Source organism: Bradyrhizobium sp. AZCC 2230, from assembly GCF_036924495.1.
GTDB classification, from domain to species: domain Bacteria; phylum Pseudomonadota; class Alphaproteobacteria; order Rhizobiales; family Xanthobacteraceae; genus Bradyrhizobium; species Bradyrhizobium rifense.
Map to the genome: position 1 here is coordinate 2,507,561 of NZ_JAZHRS010000001.1, position 15,891 is coordinate 2,523,451.

The 15,891-nt window shown below is 63.8% G+C and carries 14 protein-coding genes, 1 tRNA gene and 2 riboswitches; of the genes, 8 read left to right on the forward strand and 7 right to left on the reverse strand.

Features of this window, described 5'->3' with window-relative positions; translation table 11 throughout:
* Positions 1-24: 24 nt before the first annotated feature.
* Positions 25-1,161, reverse strand: a complete 1,137-nt coding sequence (locus tag V1280_RS12285; protein WP_334523647.1) for a hypothetical protein — start codon at positions 1,159-1,161, stop codon at positions 25-27.
* Positions 1,162-1,466: 305 nt separating this feature from the next.
* Between V1280_RS12285 and V1280_RS12290 the strand changes: the two genes are divergently transcribed.
* Both V1280_RS12290 and V1280_RS12295 read left to right on the forward strand, forming a co-directional pair.
* Positions 1,467-1,712 (forward strand): zinc-finger domain-containing protein, encoded by a 246-nt coding sequence (locus V1280_RS12290; RefSeq protein WP_007602543.1) that lies wholly within the window; start codon positions 1,467-1,469, stop codon positions 1,710-1,712.
* Between the two features lie 15 nt (positions 1,713-1,727).
* Complete coding sequence (locus V1280_RS12295; RefSeq protein WP_334523651.1) at positions 1,728-2,930, forward strand: FAD-dependent monooxygenase; 1,203 nt, start codon at positions 1,728-1,730, stop codon at positions 2,928-2,930.
* On the opposite strand, the gene V1280_RS12300 is transcribed toward V1280_RS12295, so the two are convergent.
* On the reverse strand, positions 2,927-3,337 hold the full coding sequence (locus V1280_RS12300; RefSeq protein WP_334523653.1) for a twin-arginine translocation pathway signal: 411 nt from the start codon (positions 3,335-3,337) through the stop codon (positions 2,927-2,929). The two genes, V1280_RS12295 and V1280_RS12300, sit on opposite strands and share 4 nt — an antisense overlap.
* Before the next feature lie 198 nt (positions 3,338-3,535).
* Between V1280_RS12300 and V1280_RS12305 the strand changes: the two genes are divergently transcribed.
* The 3 genes from V1280_RS12305 (at position 3,536) to V1280_RS12315 (ending at position 4,489) form a co-directional block, all read left to right on the forward strand.
* A tRNA-Leu gene (locus tag V1280_RS12305) sits at positions 3,536-3,624 on the forward strand.
* Between the two features lie 73 nt (positions 3,625-3,697).
* Complete coding sequence (locus V1280_RS12310; protein ID WP_334523656.1) at positions 3,698-3,898, forward strand: hypothetical protein; 201 nt, start codon at positions 3,698-3,700, stop codon at positions 3,896-3,898.
* A gap of 6 nt (positions 3,899-3,904) precedes the next feature.
* Positions 3,905-4,489 carry a Fic/DOC family protein gene (locus tag V1280_RS12315; protein WP_334523659.1) on the forward strand — a complete coding sequence of 195 codons (585 nt, stop codon included), beginning with the start codon at positions 3,905-3,907 and terminating at the stop codon, positions 4,487-4,489.
* 62 nt (positions 4,490-4,551) lie between these two features.
* On the opposite strand, the gene V1280_RS12320 is transcribed toward V1280_RS12315, so the two are convergent.
* Both V1280_RS12320 and V1280_RS12325 read right to left on the reverse strand, forming a co-directional pair.
* Positions 4,552-5,877, reverse strand: coding sequence for a hypothetical protein (locus tag V1280_RS12320; protein ID WP_334523662.1), 1,326 nt, complete (start codon positions 5,875-5,877; stop codon positions 4,552-4,554).
* The gene (locus V1280_RS12325; RefSeq protein ID WP_334523666.1) at positions 5,874-7,181 is read right to left on the reverse strand and encodes a hypothetical protein; all 1,308 of its coding nucleotides are present in this window, start codon (positions 7,179-7,181) and stop codon (positions 5,874-5,876) included. Before V1280_RS12325 ends, V1280_RS12320 begins: the two co-directional genes overlap by 4 nt.
* Before the next feature lie 278 nt (positions 7,182-7,459).
* On the opposite strand from V1280_RS12325, the gene V1280_RS12330 reads away from it, so the two are divergent.
* Positions 7,460-8,710: a multidrug effflux MFS transporter gene (locus V1280_RS12330; protein ID WP_334523669.1), complete on the forward strand. Its 1,251-nt coding sequence runs from the start codon at positions 7,460-7,462 to the stop codon at positions 8,708-8,710.
* 54 nt (positions 8,711-8,764) lie between these two features.
* A complete protein-coding gene (locus V1280_RS12335) occupies positions 8,765-8,905 on the forward strand; it encodes a hypothetical protein (protein ID WP_334523672.1) in 141 nt (46 codons plus the stop codon).
* A 9-nt stretch (positions 8,906-8,914) separates the two neighbouring features.
* On the opposite strand, the gene V1280_RS12340 is transcribed toward V1280_RS12335, so the two are convergent.
* From V1280_RS12340 to V1280_RS12350, 3 genes are all read right to left on the reverse strand, one after another.
* On the reverse strand, positions 8,915-10,510 hold the full coding sequence (locus V1280_RS12340; protein ID WP_334538276.1) for a glycosyltransferase family 39 protein: 1,596 nt from the start codon (positions 10,508-10,510) through the stop codon (positions 8,915-8,917).
* A gap of 260 nt (positions 10,511-10,770) precedes the next feature.
* Complete coding sequence (locus V1280_RS12345) at positions 10,771-12,378, reverse strand: ABC transporter substrate-binding protein (RefSeq protein WP_334523675.1); 1,608 nt, start codon at positions 12,376-12,378, stop codon at positions 10,771-10,773.
* 138 nt (positions 12,379-12,516) lie between these two features.
* On the reverse strand, positions 12,517-14,127 hold the full coding sequence (locus V1280_RS12350; protein ID WP_334523678.1) for an ABC transporter substrate-binding protein: 1,611 nt from the start codon (positions 14,125-14,127) through the stop codon (positions 12,517-12,519).
* A gap of 268 nt (positions 14,128-14,395) precedes the next feature.
* On the opposite strand from V1280_RS12350, the gene V1280_RS12355 reads away from it, so the two are divergent.
* Positions 14,396-15,526, forward strand: coding sequence for a M20/M25/M40 family metallo-hydrolase (locus V1280_RS12355; protein ID WP_334523681.1), 1,131 nt, complete (start codon positions 14,396-14,398; stop codon positions 15,524-15,526).
* Between the two features lie 94 nt (positions 15,527-15,620).
* Positions 15,621-15,725: riboswitch (glycine riboswitch) on the forward strand.
* A 3-nt stretch (positions 15,726-15,728) separates the two neighbouring features.
* A riboswitch (glycine riboswitch) is annotated at positions 15,729-15,840 on the forward strand.
* The last annotated feature ends 51 nt before the right edge of the window (positions 15,841-15,891 follow it).

Here is a 15,891-nt window from a genome sequence, read left to right on the forward strand (position 1 = left end):
CAATGTTGTGGGGAGAGATTTATCTTAGGCCGTGACGGCCGTGTTTGCCAGTGCGGCGTCGGCGGCCGCCTGCGCCCGGCGGAGCCGCCGGGCCCGTCTGCGATCGCACCAGGATTGCGTCAGGCGCTCGGTGGTCGCCTTGATCGAGGACAACAGGCCGAACAGCGTCAAGGCTGCGCCGAGCAGCCACAGCGTGAGATCGAACGCGCCGCCGACGAGCAGCAGCGCACCGCGGCCAAGCAGCTTCATGATCGCGCGCGTCTTGCCGCCTTGCGCTTCCGCAAGCCGCGCCGCGCGCGCGACATCCTTGGGCCCTTCGGCGATGCGCAGCGTATCCATCGCGCCGCGCGTGCCGGTCTTCTCGGCCACGCGCGTGACGTCCTTGCCGAGCCGGACCAGCGCACCGGCCTTCTCGACGCGGAACGCCGCCTTGATCGCGCTGATCGTCTCGCCCGGCCGCAGCACCGAGCCGGAGGCGACCGCATTCTGCAGCATCGGCGTGTCGACCATTTCGCGCGCCGACCGGCCGGCCCAGGCGGCGAGACCTTCGCCGAGCCGCCCGACCTTGCGGGCATCCTTCACCAGCGTCAGCCCGGCGCGCACCGGCGCGGCACCGCCGGCCGACACATAGGTCACGGCCGTCACCGCGAGACCCGCGGTTGCAAGGCCGAGCACGAGGCGATCGGTGTCCTCGCCTATGGCGAGATGCTTGCTCTCGCGCACGACGTCCCTGATATCGCCGATCACGAAGAGATCGCCGGCGACCGTGCCGGACAGGCTCGCGACATCGTCGGCATTGCCGGTGACGAGCCCGGTGGCAAAGCGCCTGGCGAAATGCGAGGTGGAATTTTCGGTTTTGACGGCATCGCCGACCCGGCTCAGGAGATCATCGGGCAGCGCGATGTTGCGGTCACGCGCGAGCGTGACAAAACTCTCGGCGAGATCGGCGTCGCCTGCGCTGAGCGCTGCCTCGATATTGTCCTGAACCAGGCGGTCGTTGTGCGCGAGAGCGGCATCGAGCTTCAGCTCGGACAGGGCCGCGGGATTGTCCTGGGCGGCGAGAATCGCGCCGGCCTCGCGGGCATGCGGCGCTACCTGCGCGAGCACAAGGCTGCATGCAGCAATCCCGGTCAACGCTGAGCTGATTCGCAGCCACTTCATGCCAAGAGCCTGGACGGTCCTAATTCAGTTGCGCCTGATGGTTGGTCTTTTGCCGCAATTGCACGCGTCCACAGACATAGTATGCCAAAATTGCGACACAACGTCCCCGACGAAAGAAGGGCTTCTCTCAGGCCGCAAGATTGTGTCGAATTTGCATGAGCAAATGAGCATGGGGCAATTGCGAACCTTTCGGTTCCGCCGGGCTAGCAATCACCTGAACCCATCAGTATGGTCCGCGGCGTTGAAATTGTGCCGCTTCACTGCTGATTGTGTCTGCCGCCATTGCCACTCCAGGATGAACTACGATGTCCGACCATGTCGTCCCGCACTTCCATAACGATGCCGGTGTCCCCGTCATCGAGATCGGCTCGCAAGAGTTCATGTGCGTCGGCGCCAACCCTCCGTTCGATCATCCGCACGTCTTCCTCGACCTCGGCAACGACAACGAGATCATCTGCCCGTACTGCTCGACGTTGTACCGCTTCGCGGCCGACCTGAAGGCGGGCGAAGCCCGTCCGCCGGAATGCGTGCTGAAGGACAAGGTGGCCTGACCGCCCCGGTCAGGGGTGGCCCTCCCGCGAACGATCGTCATCGCCGGTGCCGGAATCGGAGGACTGACGGCTGCGCTTGCGCTCGCGGCTCGCGGTTTTCGCGTCGTCGTGCTCGAAAAAGCCGAGCGGCTCGAGGACATCGGCGCCGGCCTGCAACTCTCCCCCAATGCCAGCCGCGTGCTGGTCGAGCTCGGTCTGACGGAACGGCTGAAGCTGCGCGCTGTCGTACCCGAAGCGGTCTCGATCATGAGCGCGCGGGCCGGCGGTGAACTGTTGCGGATGCCGCTCGGCGAGGCCGCGGCAACACGCGCCGGCGCACCCTATTGGGTGGTGCATCGCGCCGATTTGCAATCCGCGCTCGCCGGCGCGGTCGCGGACCATCCCGATATCGACTTGAAGTTGGGCGCGACGTTCGAGGATGTCGCCCCCCATGCCAAGGGACTGACGGTCGTCCATCGCAGCGGAACCATCCGCCGCAGCGATCTCGCCAGCGCCCTGATCGGCGCCGACGGCATCTGGTCGACGGTACGCCAGCATCTGTTTCCCGAGGTGCAGCCGCGCTTCTCCGGCCTGATCGCCTGGCGCGGCACGCTGGATGCCACGCAGCTGCCCAAGGAGTACACCGCACGACGGGTGCAGCTCTGGATGGGCTCGAACGCCCATCTCGTCGCCTACCCGATCGCAGGCGGCCGCCAGCTCAACGTGGTGGCGGTGCTGCCGGGCACCTGGAACAGGCCGGGCTGTAGCACGCCCGGAGATCCCTTCGAGGTGATGGACACCTTCGCCGCGCCACGCTGGCCGCCGACGGCGCGGATGATGCTCGCCGCCGTCGACAGCTGGCGCAAATGGGCACTGTTCGGCGTTCCCGACGGATGCCCCTGGAGCGACGGCCCGGTCGCGTTGCTCGGCGACGCCGTGCACGCGATGCTGCCCTTCGCGGCCCAAGGCGCCGGCATGGCGATTGAGGATGCAGCCGTACTCGCCCGGCATCTGAGCGTCGAGGCCGCCGAGGATGCGGCTGGCGTCGCGGCGGCGCTGAAGCAATATGGCCTGGCACGTCAGGCCCGTGTCAGGAAGGTGCAGCGCACGGCGCGGCAGCAAGGCCGGATCTATCATCTCGGCGGCCCCTTCGCGCTCGCGCGCGATCTCGCGATCCGCGCACTCGGGCCGGACCGCATGCTGGCGCGGCAGGACTGGATCTACGGCTGGCGGCCTTAGCGCTTCGGCGCGGGCTTGATGTCCGGCCGCTGTGGCGCGGCCGCCACCGGCGGCGCATTGGGCGGCGTCTCCCGGCACTTGTTGCGGCGCCAGGCATCTTCCGCCAATTGCGCCGAGCCGCGCACCGCGACGTAATCGTTGCGATAGGCAAGCTCGGACACCACAGTGCCGCCGGCCCCGGTCTCCGCCTTGTCCATCAGCTTCTGCAATTCGGCGGTGCGGGCGGCGAGCGCCTTGCGCTGCCCCTCGAGCTGCTTGCAGTCGTACAATTCGTATTGGGCGGGATCGGCAAAGGCCGGAGCGATCGTCTCGCTCACGCCGGCGCAGCCGGACAGCGCGAAGCCGGCCGCGACCAGCGCGGCAACCGCGCAGCACGCGCGCAGGGAAGAGGAAAGCGAAGCAGGCATGGCCGGAAAAATAGTCCCCGTGAATTGAGAATGCCTAAAGCAGGCCCAGATGTCCGGATTGAGGCTTTGCCTCATATCCCGGATTGAGGCTTTGCCTTGTGCCGCCGGCTCGCTTAAGGAAGAACCGCCTGTCCAGCGCAACAAGCGCCAATTCCAGACCGTTGGACAGGACTTAAGTGTTTGATCTCGTTGGATCAAGCGGGCATGGCGGAATTGGTAGACGCAAGGGACTTAAAATCCCTCGGTGCGCAAGCGCTGTGCCGGTTCGACCCCGGCTGCCCGCACCATTTGAGCTGACCAGGACTGACGTGGCAGTGCTGCGACTCGTCCGAGCGGCCCGATCTGTGCTATGATCAGACAATGGCATCCAAGAAAGCCTCCTCCAAGAATGGCAAAGCCTCGGGCTTTGTGATCGGCAGCGTCCGCTTCAGGAAGATCAGTTCCGTGGAGGGCATCGTCTATTCGACGAAGATGAAGGGCAGCACCGCGATCGCCGAGAGCAACGCGCGCACTCCCGAAGAGCGCCGGGAAGCGATCATCAAGGCCTATCGCAAGGCGTAGTCGGGCATGTACGACGCTGTCGTCGACGACTATTGCTATCCCGGCACGACCGTCCTGAAGAACAAGCTTGATCTCACCGACGCAGACGAACTCGGCGCGTTCGAGGCAGAAGTGAGCGACGCGAGAGCTGACGAAGAACTTCCCGCGGGTGATCTGGACTTCCCCCACTTCAAAGCGATCCACGAACACCTATTCCAGGACGTGTACCACTGGGCAGGCAAGATACGGAACGTCCGCATCTCGAAGGGCGGAAACATGTTCTGCTTCCCCGAAAACATCGAGAACCAGGCGCAGAAGCTATTCGGACAGTTGAAGAAGGACAAATTTCTGGACGGGCTCAAGCCGGAAGAATTTAGCCACAAGGCCGCGCACTTCCTGTCCGAGCTCAACGTCATTCATGCATTCCGCGAAGGCAATGGCCGCACCCAATTATCGTTTTTCCTCCTGATGGCAGACCACGCCGGACATCCGATAGATCTTGCAGACCTTGCCCCCGACACCTTTCTCGACGCGATGATCGCCAGTTTTGATGGAAACGAAGCACCTCTCGCCGAGGTGATCCAATATCTCGTCGAGGACCACACCGACTAAGCCTCGAATCATAGCCCCAAGCAGCTGCGAAGGTCATAGCTGACAAGAAATCTCTCGACGCGCTACCGCTGTGCCGGTTCGACCCCGGCTGCCCGCACCACCTCCGCTGAACGCGCCGACTGCGCCCACAGCATGATCCAGAAGCAGACGAGCGCGACCGCGACCTGGACAACGCCACCTTCGATCGTGATCCCCGTGATCGAGACCAGCGTCGGAACGGCAACGCCGATGGTCAGCACGGCGGCAAGGGCTGCGGCCGGAAGATCGACGATCAGCACGGCGCCGTAGATTGCGAGCTCGAAGAACGCATATTCCTTCAGGCGCGGCGAGCAGAGATAGAGGCCGTACATCGCCAGCACCGTGATCCGCATCGCGGCCTGCGGATGGTCGATCAGCCAGCGGTCGAGGCGTCCCGGCAACGATCCCTCGTTGTTGCGGATCGCGCGCAGCAGCGACCAGCCGAGCGGCGCGAGCACGAACGCGGTTGCCGCCAGGGCGTAAATGGCGAACACGAGCGGTTTGCTGTCGGCAAGTCCAACGCAGTCCACGATGGCCTGCGCCAGCAGCAGCAGCGACGGATTGGCTTGCTCGGTCTGGACCGAATGCTGACCGGGGATCCCGCCCGAGATCGCGAGCAACCAGCTCGAGAACAAGCCTGGATAGAAGACGACCGAAATCAGGATCGGCAGCACGAAGCCGAGGCCCGCCACTGCAATCAAAACAAGTTTCCGCCGCCGCGACAGCGGCAGAAGATAGAGTGCGGCCAGCAGCGGGAAGAACACCAGCTTGAACGACATGACGAGGCCAAGCAGTGCCGCCCCTGCCATACGAAGGACATCATCGCGATCGTCGGACGTCGCGGGGCGAAGCAGAAGGGCAAGCGCTGCGGCGGTCAGTCCGCCGCCCAGGATCGCGAAATTGCCCGAGGCCAGCCCCCATTCGAAACCGACGAACGCGCCGAGCACGTAAAGTCCCCGCAGCGCCACGTCACGTAACCTGCGTGTCCGGCCGATCCCGGGCAGCACCAGGCCGCAGAGCACAGCGATGACGAGAAAGACGCCGCGGTGATAGCCGACAAGAAAGCCGCCCGCACACAGCGGACGAAAGGCGTCCAGCGTCGCCGGCAGATAGGGATAAGAGAGCTTGGTGCCCTTCAGATTTTTCACGTAGTACGGATCGAGCCCATCGACATGCGCATCGACGGCGGCGCAGTTGGCGCGAACGTCCCAGCCGTAATTCATATCGAGCGCAGCATCATGTGCGAGATTGCAGAACACCAGCACGGCCACCAACGCGATCAGGCAGGCAAGCCACGCGTTGCGCTTGCCGGCCATGTCGGCCGACGGTCCCGACCATCGTGCTGTTCCGGACGGGGCGACACTCGTCATGGACGCACGGCTTTCCGCTCGAGGCGTTCCGGCTCGGTTCGAAAATCGAGCAACAGGATCCAGAAGCAGGCGAGTGCGACCGCGAGCTGGACAAAGCCACCTTCGATCGTAGTCCCCGTGATCGAGACCAGCGTCGGAACGGCAACACCGATGGTCAGCACGGCGGCAAGGGCTGCGGCCGGAAGATCGACGATCAGGACGGCGCCGTAGACCGCGAGCTCGAAGAACGCATATTCCTTCAGGCGCGGCGAGCAGAGATAGAGGCCGTACATCGCAAGCACCGTGATCCGCATCGCGGCCCGCGGATGATCGATCAGCCAGCGGTCGAGGCGTCCCGGCAACGATCCCTCCTTGTTGCGGATCGCGCGCAGCAGCGACCAGCCGAACGGCGCGAGCACGAACGCGGTCGCCGCCAGTGCGTAAGTGGCGAACACGAGCGGTTTGCTGTCGGCAAGCCCCACGCGGTCCACGACGGCCTGCGCCAACAGCAGCAGCGATGGATTGGGCTCCTCGATCTGGACCGAAAGCTGACCGGGGATCCCGCCCGTGATCGCGAGCAACCAGCTCGAGAACAAGCCTGGATAGATAGCGACCGAAATCAGGATCGGCAGCGCGAAGCCGAGACCCGCCACCGCAATCAAAACAAGTTTCCGCCGCCGCGACAGCGGCAGGAAATAGAGCGCGGCCAGCAGCGGGAAGAACACCAGCTTGAACGACATGACGAGGCCAAGCAGTGCCGCTCCTGCAATACGAGGGACATCATGCCGATCATCGGGCTTCGCGGGGCGAAGCAGAAGGGCAAGTGCTGCGGCGGTCAGTCCGCCGCCCAGGATCGCGAAATTGCCCGAGGCCAGCACCCATTCGAAACCGACGAACGCGCCGAGCACATAGAGTCCCCGCAGCGCCACGTCACGCAAGCTGCGTGTCCGGCCGATCCCGGGCAGCACCAGGCTACAGAGCACGGCGATGGCGAGAAAGACGCCGCGGTGATGGCCGACAAGAAAGCCGTCTGCGCACAACGGACGAAAGGCGTCCAGCGTCGCCGGCAGATAGGTATAAGAGAACTTGGTGCCCTTCAGATTTTTCACGTAGTACGGATCGAGCCCATCGACATGCGCTTCGACCGCGGCGCAGTTGACGCGAAGGTCCCAGCCGTAATTCGTATCGGGCGCGGCATAGTTGGCGAGATTGCCGAACACCAGCACGACCACCAACGCGATCAGGCAGGCAAGCCAGGCGTTGCGCCGCGTCGGCATCCTGGCCGACCGCCCCAACCATTGTGCAGTACCGGTGATGTCGGACACGAGCGGATACCTTATTCGCACAGAATCTCGTCGCTACCGCCAGCGCAGCGCAATCGGCGGCCACAATGGACAGGATGCGTTTCCGTTTCATCTCGTCGACCAAAGCCGACGGCGTTATGGTGAATCCCTGGTTTCCACCGGAGCGCGCGATCGTGGGACCGGGACATTCTCACCATTTGTTGTCCGTCCGCCACGCCGCTTGACAGCCATCCCAAAACATGGGTTGTGCGATGCAGCATGAGCATTAGATATGGCCTCTGAAATCAGAGGTGAGCTGCTTGTCCGACGTCAATGCCGACGACTGGGTGTCCTCCGGGCACCGTCCAATGGGTTTTCCCGAATTCGTTATTGTGATCGCGTCCATCATGGCGCTGAATCCGCTCGCGATGGACATGATGCTGCCGGCGCTGCCCAATATCGGGGCGGCCTTCGGTATTCCCAACGCCAACCATCTCCAGCTCGTGCTGTCGACCTTCCTGATCGGCTTCGGCGCCGGCCAGTTCGTCATGGGCCCGTTGTCGGATCGGTTCGGGCGCCGGCCTGTGCTGCTCGGCGGCATGGCGGTCTATGTGGTGGCGAGCGTGCTCGCGGTCGCGGCACCCTCGTTCGAGACGCTGCTGCTCGCCCGCGCGCTGCAGGGCCTCGGCACCTCCGCGACGCGCGTGATCGCGACCTCGATCGTGCGCGACTGCTATGCGGGCCGCCGCATGGCGAGCGTGATGTCGCTCGCGATGATGATCTTCATCGCCGTGCCCGTGATCGCGCCCTCGTTCGGACAGGCCGTGCTGCTGGTCACGCAATGGCGCGGCATCTTCGTCGTGCTGATGCTCTACGGCGTCCTCGCGCTGGCATGGAGCGTGCTGCGGCTGCCTGAAACCCTTCCCGAATCCGAACGCAGATCGCTGGCGCCCGCCGACGTGCTCTCGGCCTTCCGCCAGACCGTCACCAACCGCCAGACCATCGGTTATGCGACGGCCGCCGGCGCCGTCATGGGCGCGCTGTTCGCCTACGTATTCTCGGCGCAGCAGGTGTTCACAGGCATCTATCACCTCGGCCACTACTTCCCGCTCGCCTTTGCGGCGATCGCGGCCGGCACAGCCGTCGCCGGCTTCCTCAACGCCAGATTTGTCGGCACGCTCGGCATGCGCGTGATCTCGCACGGCGCGCTGACGCTCTACACAGTGGTCGCCGGCGTGATGCTGCTGACCGAGATCCTCGGTGTGCTGCCGCTTCCGCTGTTCATGGCGCTGTCGGCGCTGATGATGTTCTCGTTCGGCATGATGGTCGCCAATTTCACCGCGCTCGCGATGGAGCCGCAGGGCCACATCGCCGGCACCGCCTCCTCGCTCTATGGCTCGATCACGACGCTGATCGGCATCGCGGTCGGCACGGCGATCGGCCAGAGTTTTGACGGCACGCTGCTGCCGTTCTCGATCGGATTCTTCCTGTCGACGCTCGCAGCGCTCGCGATCGTTCTGGTGGTGGAGAAGGGACGGCTGTTCAAGCCGCATCATCGTCCCATCGTGTGAGGAACTTCGCGGGCGCCTCGATGTTGTCCTGCAGCATTTTCGAGAGGTCGCCTCATGGAACCGAAACGCAACGAAACCGATCACGCGTCGGAACTGACTGAGGCGCAGCGAAAGGCTGCCGGCGTCAAGCAGCCCGCCGTCGCCCCGCCCTTCGCAAGCGAAGGCCTTGAACGGGTGCGCGACAGCCACTGCTGAGAAACCGCCCTACTCCAGACTGCGCTTGCTGGCGCTGAAATCCTGCGAGGCGCTTTCGGGCGATGAGTCGCGCTTCGAACGTGGCGGCACCATCAGTACGATAACGTCCCGGGTCAGACCGGGCCCCCACAGCGATGCCTGCACGGTAAATTCTCGCCTGACAAAAGTTCCGGCGCGCGCGGAGACCCATTCCATCCAGCGGCCGCAATAATCTTGGCCACGGAAACAGAGCGCGGCCCAGCCGCGATCGAGCGTGGTCTGGCGCGGCAGACCCCAATCGTACTGGTGCTCGAACGGCCGCGCGTAATGCGGATGATCCGGACTGTAGAAGGCGGTGGCGAAGGCGAGCGAATCGTCGCCGCTGACGGCACTGAGCGGCTCGCCGGTCAGCTCGCGCCATTGCCGGGTGAGTTCGCCAGCTGCTTGCGCGTAAAGGTTCCGTCCCTCTTCATAACCGTGGCTATTGCGATAGACCGCATGGATTGGTGCGGCGACCAGGATGGCGACAAGCGCTACGCCTGCGACAATGACCGTGACATTGACGGTGTAGAAACGTTCGACGGGATAACGGGCGCCGCAGACGATCAGCACGACGAACAGGAACAATCCCTGCAAGGCCCATAGCGACGGCAGATCCGTGCCCATCGCGAGCGAGGTCAGCACCGGCAGGACGATGGTGCCGATGGCGCCGTAGAAGAGAAGCCGAAGGCCCGGGCTCATCGCGGCGAAGTCGGCCGGAAATTGCTTGAGGCGCGTGCCCGCGATGAGCACCCAGAGCCCGGCAGCGACGCTGATCGCCGCCATGAGTCCCAGCAGGAAGTTCGTCACGTCACCGAGCGAGCTGACGGCATTCCCGTTGGCGTGGTTCAGCGCGTAGGTGAAGGTCGATGCCCCCGTGGTCGCGAGCCAGTCAATGTGCGGCGACAGCACCGCGAGCCCGGCGACGACCGAAATCCAGGGCGACGCGGAGGTGAAATAGGCGCGCCGCGCCGGATGCGCCAGCGCGGCGAATGCAAAGCTCGTGACCAGGAAGATCGAGTAATATTTTCCGACCATGGCGAGCGCCGTGCTGCATCCAAACGCAACCGCCCAGACGGCGGACCTGGTTTCGAACGCGCGCAGAAAGCACCATGTGGCGAGCGGCCAGAGCGCGAGCAGCACGGCATTGGCGTTGAAGCGCTGGGCGTGGAATTGATAGGCCGGCGTCAGCATCAGGAGCAGCAGCACCAGGATGCGCTTGTGCCCGGACACGAATTGCCGCGCGACGCAATCGACGAAGACCAGGGCGAAGCCCGCGTTCACCATCGCCATCAGCTGCAGCGACCAGTCGCTGAGCGGAAAGACGGAGGTCCAGCTGGCTGCGATCCAGCCCATCAGCGGCGGATGCTTGTGATAGCCGAAGGCGAAATTACGTCCCAGCGTCCAGGCCTCGAGCGTATCGGGATGCAGGCCGCCGCCGGCATAGGCGATGGCCAGATACAGCGTCCAGACCGCGACGAAGCACGCAATGAGAAGCGGCACGGCCCAGCCGGCCTCCACGCCATCCAGCCAGCGCAGCAGCGGCCGCCGCCAGCGCGCCGGCGCGCGATCCGACCGTTCGGCCATCGCCTGGAGTGCAAAATCGATCGGCAAGGGAATCAAATCAACGGATTCAAATCGGCGGGAGGAAAGCAATGAGCGAAGACAAACCATCTAGTTCAGATCGGAAACAAATAGCAATGATCGGAGTCTGGAAGACTTAAAAGCTCCCGGGCTTTCGCCGACACGGGACCGCCAAAACACAACGGCGCCGCTGATGACAGCGGCGCCGTGTGATGATCGGGACGAAAGGAGCAGGACGCACCTTTCCCCTGTTCAGACTTGTCCTACTCGGATTTGTCGATATTCCAGAACACCGGGGTGGCCGGGCCGTCGATCACGCCGGAGAGCGACTTCCGCCATGCGGTCGGCGCCTGATACTGGCCGAGCGGGACGTAGAGCACCTGGTCGTAGGTCTCCTTCTGGATCTCGGTCGCGATCTTCTTCTGATCCTCCGCCGAGGCCGCGCGAACGAAGGCGTCCTTGAGCTGCTCGACCTTGGCGTCCTCCGCCCAGCCGAACCAGCCGCCCTTCTTGCCTTGGCCACCGACCGCGACGTTGGAGATCGGATTGACCACGTCGGCGCTGACCCAGTTTGTGATGAACATGTTCCAGCCGCCCTCCTTCGGGGACTTCTGGCTGGCGCGCCGGCTCACCACCGTCTGCCAGTCGGTCGCCTGCAGATCGACCTTGAAGCCGGCTTCGCGCAGTTGCTGGGCCACCACGATCGGTTGAGCCTTCAGCGTCAGCACGTCGCCCGGCGCCATGAGCACGACCGGTGTCCCGTCGTAACCGGACTCGGCGAGCGCCTTCCTGGCCGCAGCAATGTCGCCGCCCTTCGCGAGGGTCTCGCCGCCGATCTCTGTCGCGAACGGCGTGTCGCAGATGAAGACCGCGGCGCAAGTCTTGTAGTATTTCGGATTGCCGATCAGCGCATCGAGCACGTCCTTCTGGTTGACCGCCAGCAGTGCTGCGCGGCGGACCTTGACGTTGTCGAATGGCGGATGGAGGAAATTCATCCGCGCGCCCGTCTGGAAACCGAACTTGTTCAGGATCTCGAGTTTGAGCTCCTTGTCGGCTTCGATGGTGGGCAACATTTCGAAGGCGGGATTTTCCATGAAATCGATGTCGCCCGACTGCAGCGCGTTCAACGCTGTCTGCGCGTCCGGCATGGTGATCCATTCGACGCGATCGACTTTCACCACCTTGCCGCCGGCGGTCCAGCTCGCCGGCTCCTTGCGCGGCAAATAGTCGGTGTTCTTGACGTAGACCGACTTCACCCCAGGCTGGAATTCAGCCTGCACGAACTTGAAGGGCCCGGAGCCGATCTGCTCGGGGATCTGCTTCTCCGGCGGCGTCTCGGCGAGACGCTTCGGCATCATGAAAGCGACCCGCGAGGACGGCTTGCCGATCGATTCCAGCACGAGGCCGTAGGGTTCCCTGAGCTTCAGCGTGATAGTCTTGGGATCGGTCGCCTCGATGCTCGCGGTGAACAGCATCAGCTGCTGCCCCATGCCGTCGACAGCGGCCCAGCGCTTCAGGGACGCAACGCAATCTTCTGCAGTGACCGCTGTACCGTCATGCCACTTCAGACCGTCGCGCAGCGTGAAGGTGTAGGTCAGCTTGTCGTCGGAAATTGTCCAGTCCGCCATCTGCGGCTGGATCTTGAAATTCGAATCCGTCGCGATCAGCGTGTCGTAGACCATGTACCCATGATCACGCGCGATATAGGCGCTGGTGAAGATCGGATCGAGGATGCGCAGATCCGAATGCATCACGGCGCTAATGGTCTTGCCTGCGGCAAGAACTGGCGAGGCCAGTGCCGAAAGCGCCACGACCGACATCGCAAGTGTGGAGGCGAACGCCCGACGCCCCCGGCGCATGAGTTGGAACATTAAAGTTCTCCTGACGAGTTCTGCGACGAATTCTGCTGACGAGCTCTCCTGGCGAGAAGCGCCGCTGATGACAGCGGCGCCGCGTGATGATCGGGACGGAAGGCGCGCGAACGCGCCTTCCCTGACTAGGACTTGGCCTTACTCGGACTTGTCGATGTTCCAGAACACCGGGGTCGCCGGGCCGTCGAGCACGCCGGAGAGCGACTTCCGCCATGCGCTCGGCGCCAGATACTGGCCGAGCGGCACGTAGATCACCTGGTCATAGGCTTCCTTCTGGATCTCGGTCGCGATCTTCTTCTGATCGTCGAGCGAGGCCGCGCGGACGAAGTCGTCCTTGAGCTTCTCGATCTTGGCGTCTTCCGCCCAGCCGAACCAGCCGCCCTTCTTGCCCTGGCCGCCGATCGAGAGATTCGAGATCGGGTTGGACACGTCGGCGCTGACCCAGTTGGTGAAGAACATGTTCCAGCCGCCCTCCTTCGGGGGCTTCTGACTGGCTCTGCGGCTCACCACCGTCTGCCAGTCGGTCGCCTGCGCATCGACCTTGAAGCCGGCTTCGCGGAGCAGCTGCACCGCAACCGTCGGCTGCGCCTTCAGCGTGACGACGTCGCCGGGCACCATGACCACGACGGGCGTGCCGTCATAGCCGGACTCGGCGAGCGCCTTCTTGGCATCCGCCATGCCGTTGCCCTTGACCAGCGTCTCGGAGCCGACATCGGTCGCGAACGGCGTGTCGCAGACGAAGAAGGCGCCGCAGATCTTGTAGTATTTCGGGTTGCCGACCAGCGCGTCGAGCACGTCCTTCTGGTTCATCGCCAGGAAGGCCGCACGACGGATCTTCGGATTGTCGAAGGGCGGAAAGAGGAAGTTCATGCGACCGAGCGTCTGGTAGCCGAACTTGTTCAGCGTCTCGACCTTGAGGTCGGCATTGGCTTCAAGCACCGGCAGCAGATCCCACGGCGGCACTTCCATGAAGTCGATGTCGCCCGACTGCAGCGCGTTCACCGCGGTCTGCGCGTCCGGCATGGTGATCCATTCGACGCGGTCGACCTTCACCACCTTGCCGCCGGCAGTCCAGCTCGCCGGCTCCTTGCGCGGCAAATAGTCGGTGTTCTTGACGTAGACCGCCTTCACGCCGGGCTGGAATTCGCCCTGCACGAACTTGAACGGACCGGAGCCGATCTGTTCGGGGATCTGCTTGTCCGGCGGCGTCTCGGCGAGGCGCTTCGGCATCATGAAGGGCACGCGCGAGGACGGCTTGCCGATCGAATCCAGCACGAGGCCGTAGGGTTCCTTCAGCTTCAGCGTGATGGTCTTGGCGTCGGTCGCCTCGATGCTGGCCGTGAAGGTCATCATCTGCTGGCCCATGCCGTCGACGGCGGCCCAGCGCTTCAGCGAGGCGACGCAGTCTTCCGCCGTCACCGGCGCGCCGTCATGCCACTTCAGGCCGTCGCGCAGCGTGAAGGTGTAGGTGAGCTTGTCGTCGGAGATCTTCCAGTCCGCCATCTGCGGCTGGATCTTGAAGTTCGCATCCGTCGTGATCAGCGTATCGTAGACCATGTAGCCATGGTCACGCGTGATGTAGGCGGTGGTGAAGATCGGATCGATGATGCGCAGATCCGAATGCATCACCGCGGTGATGGTCTTGCCGGCCGCAAATACCGGCGATGCCATCGCCGTCGAGAGCGCGACGACCGACAGCGCAAGTGTGGAGGCGAACGCGCGTCGCCCCCGGCGCATCAAGCTCAACATAAAAGTTTCTCCTGACGTGAAACTGGTCAAAGGCAGGTTATTGGTTGAGCATTCGGTTCGTTCCTTAGGCGAACTAACCTCATGCAATGCCTTTATCTTTTCGAGACTTGCAGACAGTGTTGAGCGCGTCAATCCGCTTTCGGTGCAAGCCCTTGCGGCGCATGGACGGGCTCTACAACGATCGGTTTGGCTCTACAACTCTCCCCGCTTGTCCTGCCTGCGCTGATGCAATGCGCATTCCATCTTTCGAAGCTTGAGAGACATTAAGATGAATCCAGCCAATCTTCCCTTCGATTCCGAGACAATGCTCGAGGGCCTGCGCACCTGGGTGGAATGCGAGAGCCCGACCTGGGACGCGAGTGCGGTCAACCGCATGCTTGATATCGCAGCGCGGGATATGGCGATCATGGGTGCGACCATCGAGCGCATCGGCGGCCGTCAGGGCTTCGGCGGCGTCATCCGCGCGCGCTTCCCGCATCCGAAGCAGGGCGAGCCGGGCATTCTGATCGCCGGGCACATGGATACCGTCCACCCGGTCGGCACCATCGAGAAACTGAAATGGCGCCGCGAGGGCAACAAGTGCTACGGCCCCGGCATCTACGACATGAAGGGCGGCAACTACCTCTCGCTGGAAGCGATCCGGCAGCTGGCGCGCGCGTCCTTCACCACGCCCTTGCCGATCACCATCCTGTTCACGCCGGACGAGGAAGTCGGCACGCCGTCGACGCGCGACATCATCGAGGCGGAAGCCGCGCGCAACAAATATGTGCTGGTGCCCGAGCCTGGCCGCGCCGACAACGGCGTCACCACCGGACGTTACGCCATCGCGCGATTCAATCTTGAAGCGACGGGACGGCCGAGCCACGCCGGCGCGACATTGTCGGCGGGACGCTCGGCCATCCGCGAGATGGCGCGGCAGATTCTCGCAATTGACGCGATGACCACCGACGACTGCACCTTCTCGGTCGGCGTCGTGCATGGCGGACAATGGGTCAATTGCGTTGCGACCACCGCCACCGGCGAAGCGCTCTCCATGGCCAAGCGCCAGGCCGATCTCGACCGCGGCGTCGAGCGAATGCTGGCGCTGTCGGGTACGGCAAACGACGTGACCTTCAAGGTGACGCGCGGCGTGACGCGGCCGGTGTGGGAGCCGGATGCCGGCACCATGGCGCTTTATGAGAAGGCGCGCGGCATCGCCAAATCTCTCGGCGCGGAATTGCCGCATGCGAGTTCCGGCGGCGGATCCGACGGCAACTTTACGGGCGCGATGGGCATCCCGACGCTCGATGGCCTCGGCGTGCGCGGCGGTAATGGCCACACGCTCGAGGAGTTCATCGAGGTCGAGAGCCTGGTCGAACGCGGGCGCCTGATGGCGGGACTGCTGGCAACGCTGGAGTAATTGAATCAACTTCGCACTGCACAATGCGTTGGCAGTCGCGGGTGAAATTTAGCCTTGTCTAAAAATGAGGCGCATCGTACTGCTCGATGGTCCACGCGACGATGCGGGAGAGATCGCAACGAGGGCATCCAGCTTTCGTTGCGGCGCCGACGGAGCAACCGCCCCGGAAACTCTCAGGCAAAAGGACTGTATCGTCAGGACGATCTGGAGAGAGACGGCACGATTTGAAAATCGTGACGTCCACCGAAGGGGATAGTCCACGAAGACCTCGCGAGGTCTCTGTCGGATCAAGCTCTCAGGTAACCGTGACAGATGGGGCGCCGCCAACGGCTTTCGGGCCGGCGGTTAGCCGACTCTAACTCACG

Bases quoted from the DNA above. Each gene is read 5' to 3' on its own strand.
- V1280_RS12345 (WP_334523675.1), bottom strand. From the start codon at position 12,378: ATGTTCCAACTCATGCGCCGGGGGCGTCGGGCGTTCGCCTCCACACTT.
- V1280_RS12285 (WP_334523647.1), bottom strand. From the start codon at position 1,161: ATGAAGTGGCTGCGAATCAGCTCAGCGTTGACCGGGATTGCTGCATGC.
- V1280_RS12290 (WP_007602543.1), top strand. From the start codon at position 1,467: ATGTCCGACCATGTCGTCCCGCACTTCCATAACGATGCCGGTGTCCCC.
- V1280_RS12355 (WP_334523681.1), top strand. From the start codon at position 14,396: ATGAATCCAGCCAATCTTCCCTTCGATTCCGAGACAATGCTCGAGGGC.
- V1280_RS12320 (WP_334523662.1), bottom strand. From the start codon at position 5,877: ATGACGAGTGTCGCCCCGTCCGGAACAGCACGATGGTCGGGACCGTCG.
- V1280_RS12300 (WP_334523653.1), bottom strand. From the start codon at position 3,337: ATGCCTGCTTCGCTTTCCTCTTCCCTGCGCGCGTGCTGCGCGGTTGCC.
- V1280_RS12340 (WP_334538276.1), bottom strand. From the start codon at position 10,510: ATGGCCGAACGGTCGGATCGCGCGCCGGCGCGCTGGCGGCGGCCGCTG.
- V1280_RS12310 (WP_334523656.1), top strand. From the start codon at position 3,698: ATGGCATCCAAGAAAGCCTCCTCCAAGAATGGCAAAGCCTCGGGCTTT.
- V1280_RS12315 (WP_334523659.1), top strand. From the start codon at position 3,905: ATGTACGACGCTGTCGTCGACGACTATTGCTATCCCGGCACGACCGTC.
- V1280_RS12350 (WP_334523678.1), bottom strand. From the start codon at position 14,127: ATGTTGAGCTTGATGCGCCGGGGGCGACGCGCGTTCGCCTCCACACTT.
- V1280_RS12335 (WP_334523672.1), top strand. From the start codon at position 8,765: ATGGAACCGAAACGCAACGAAACCGATCACGCGTCGGAACTGACTGAG.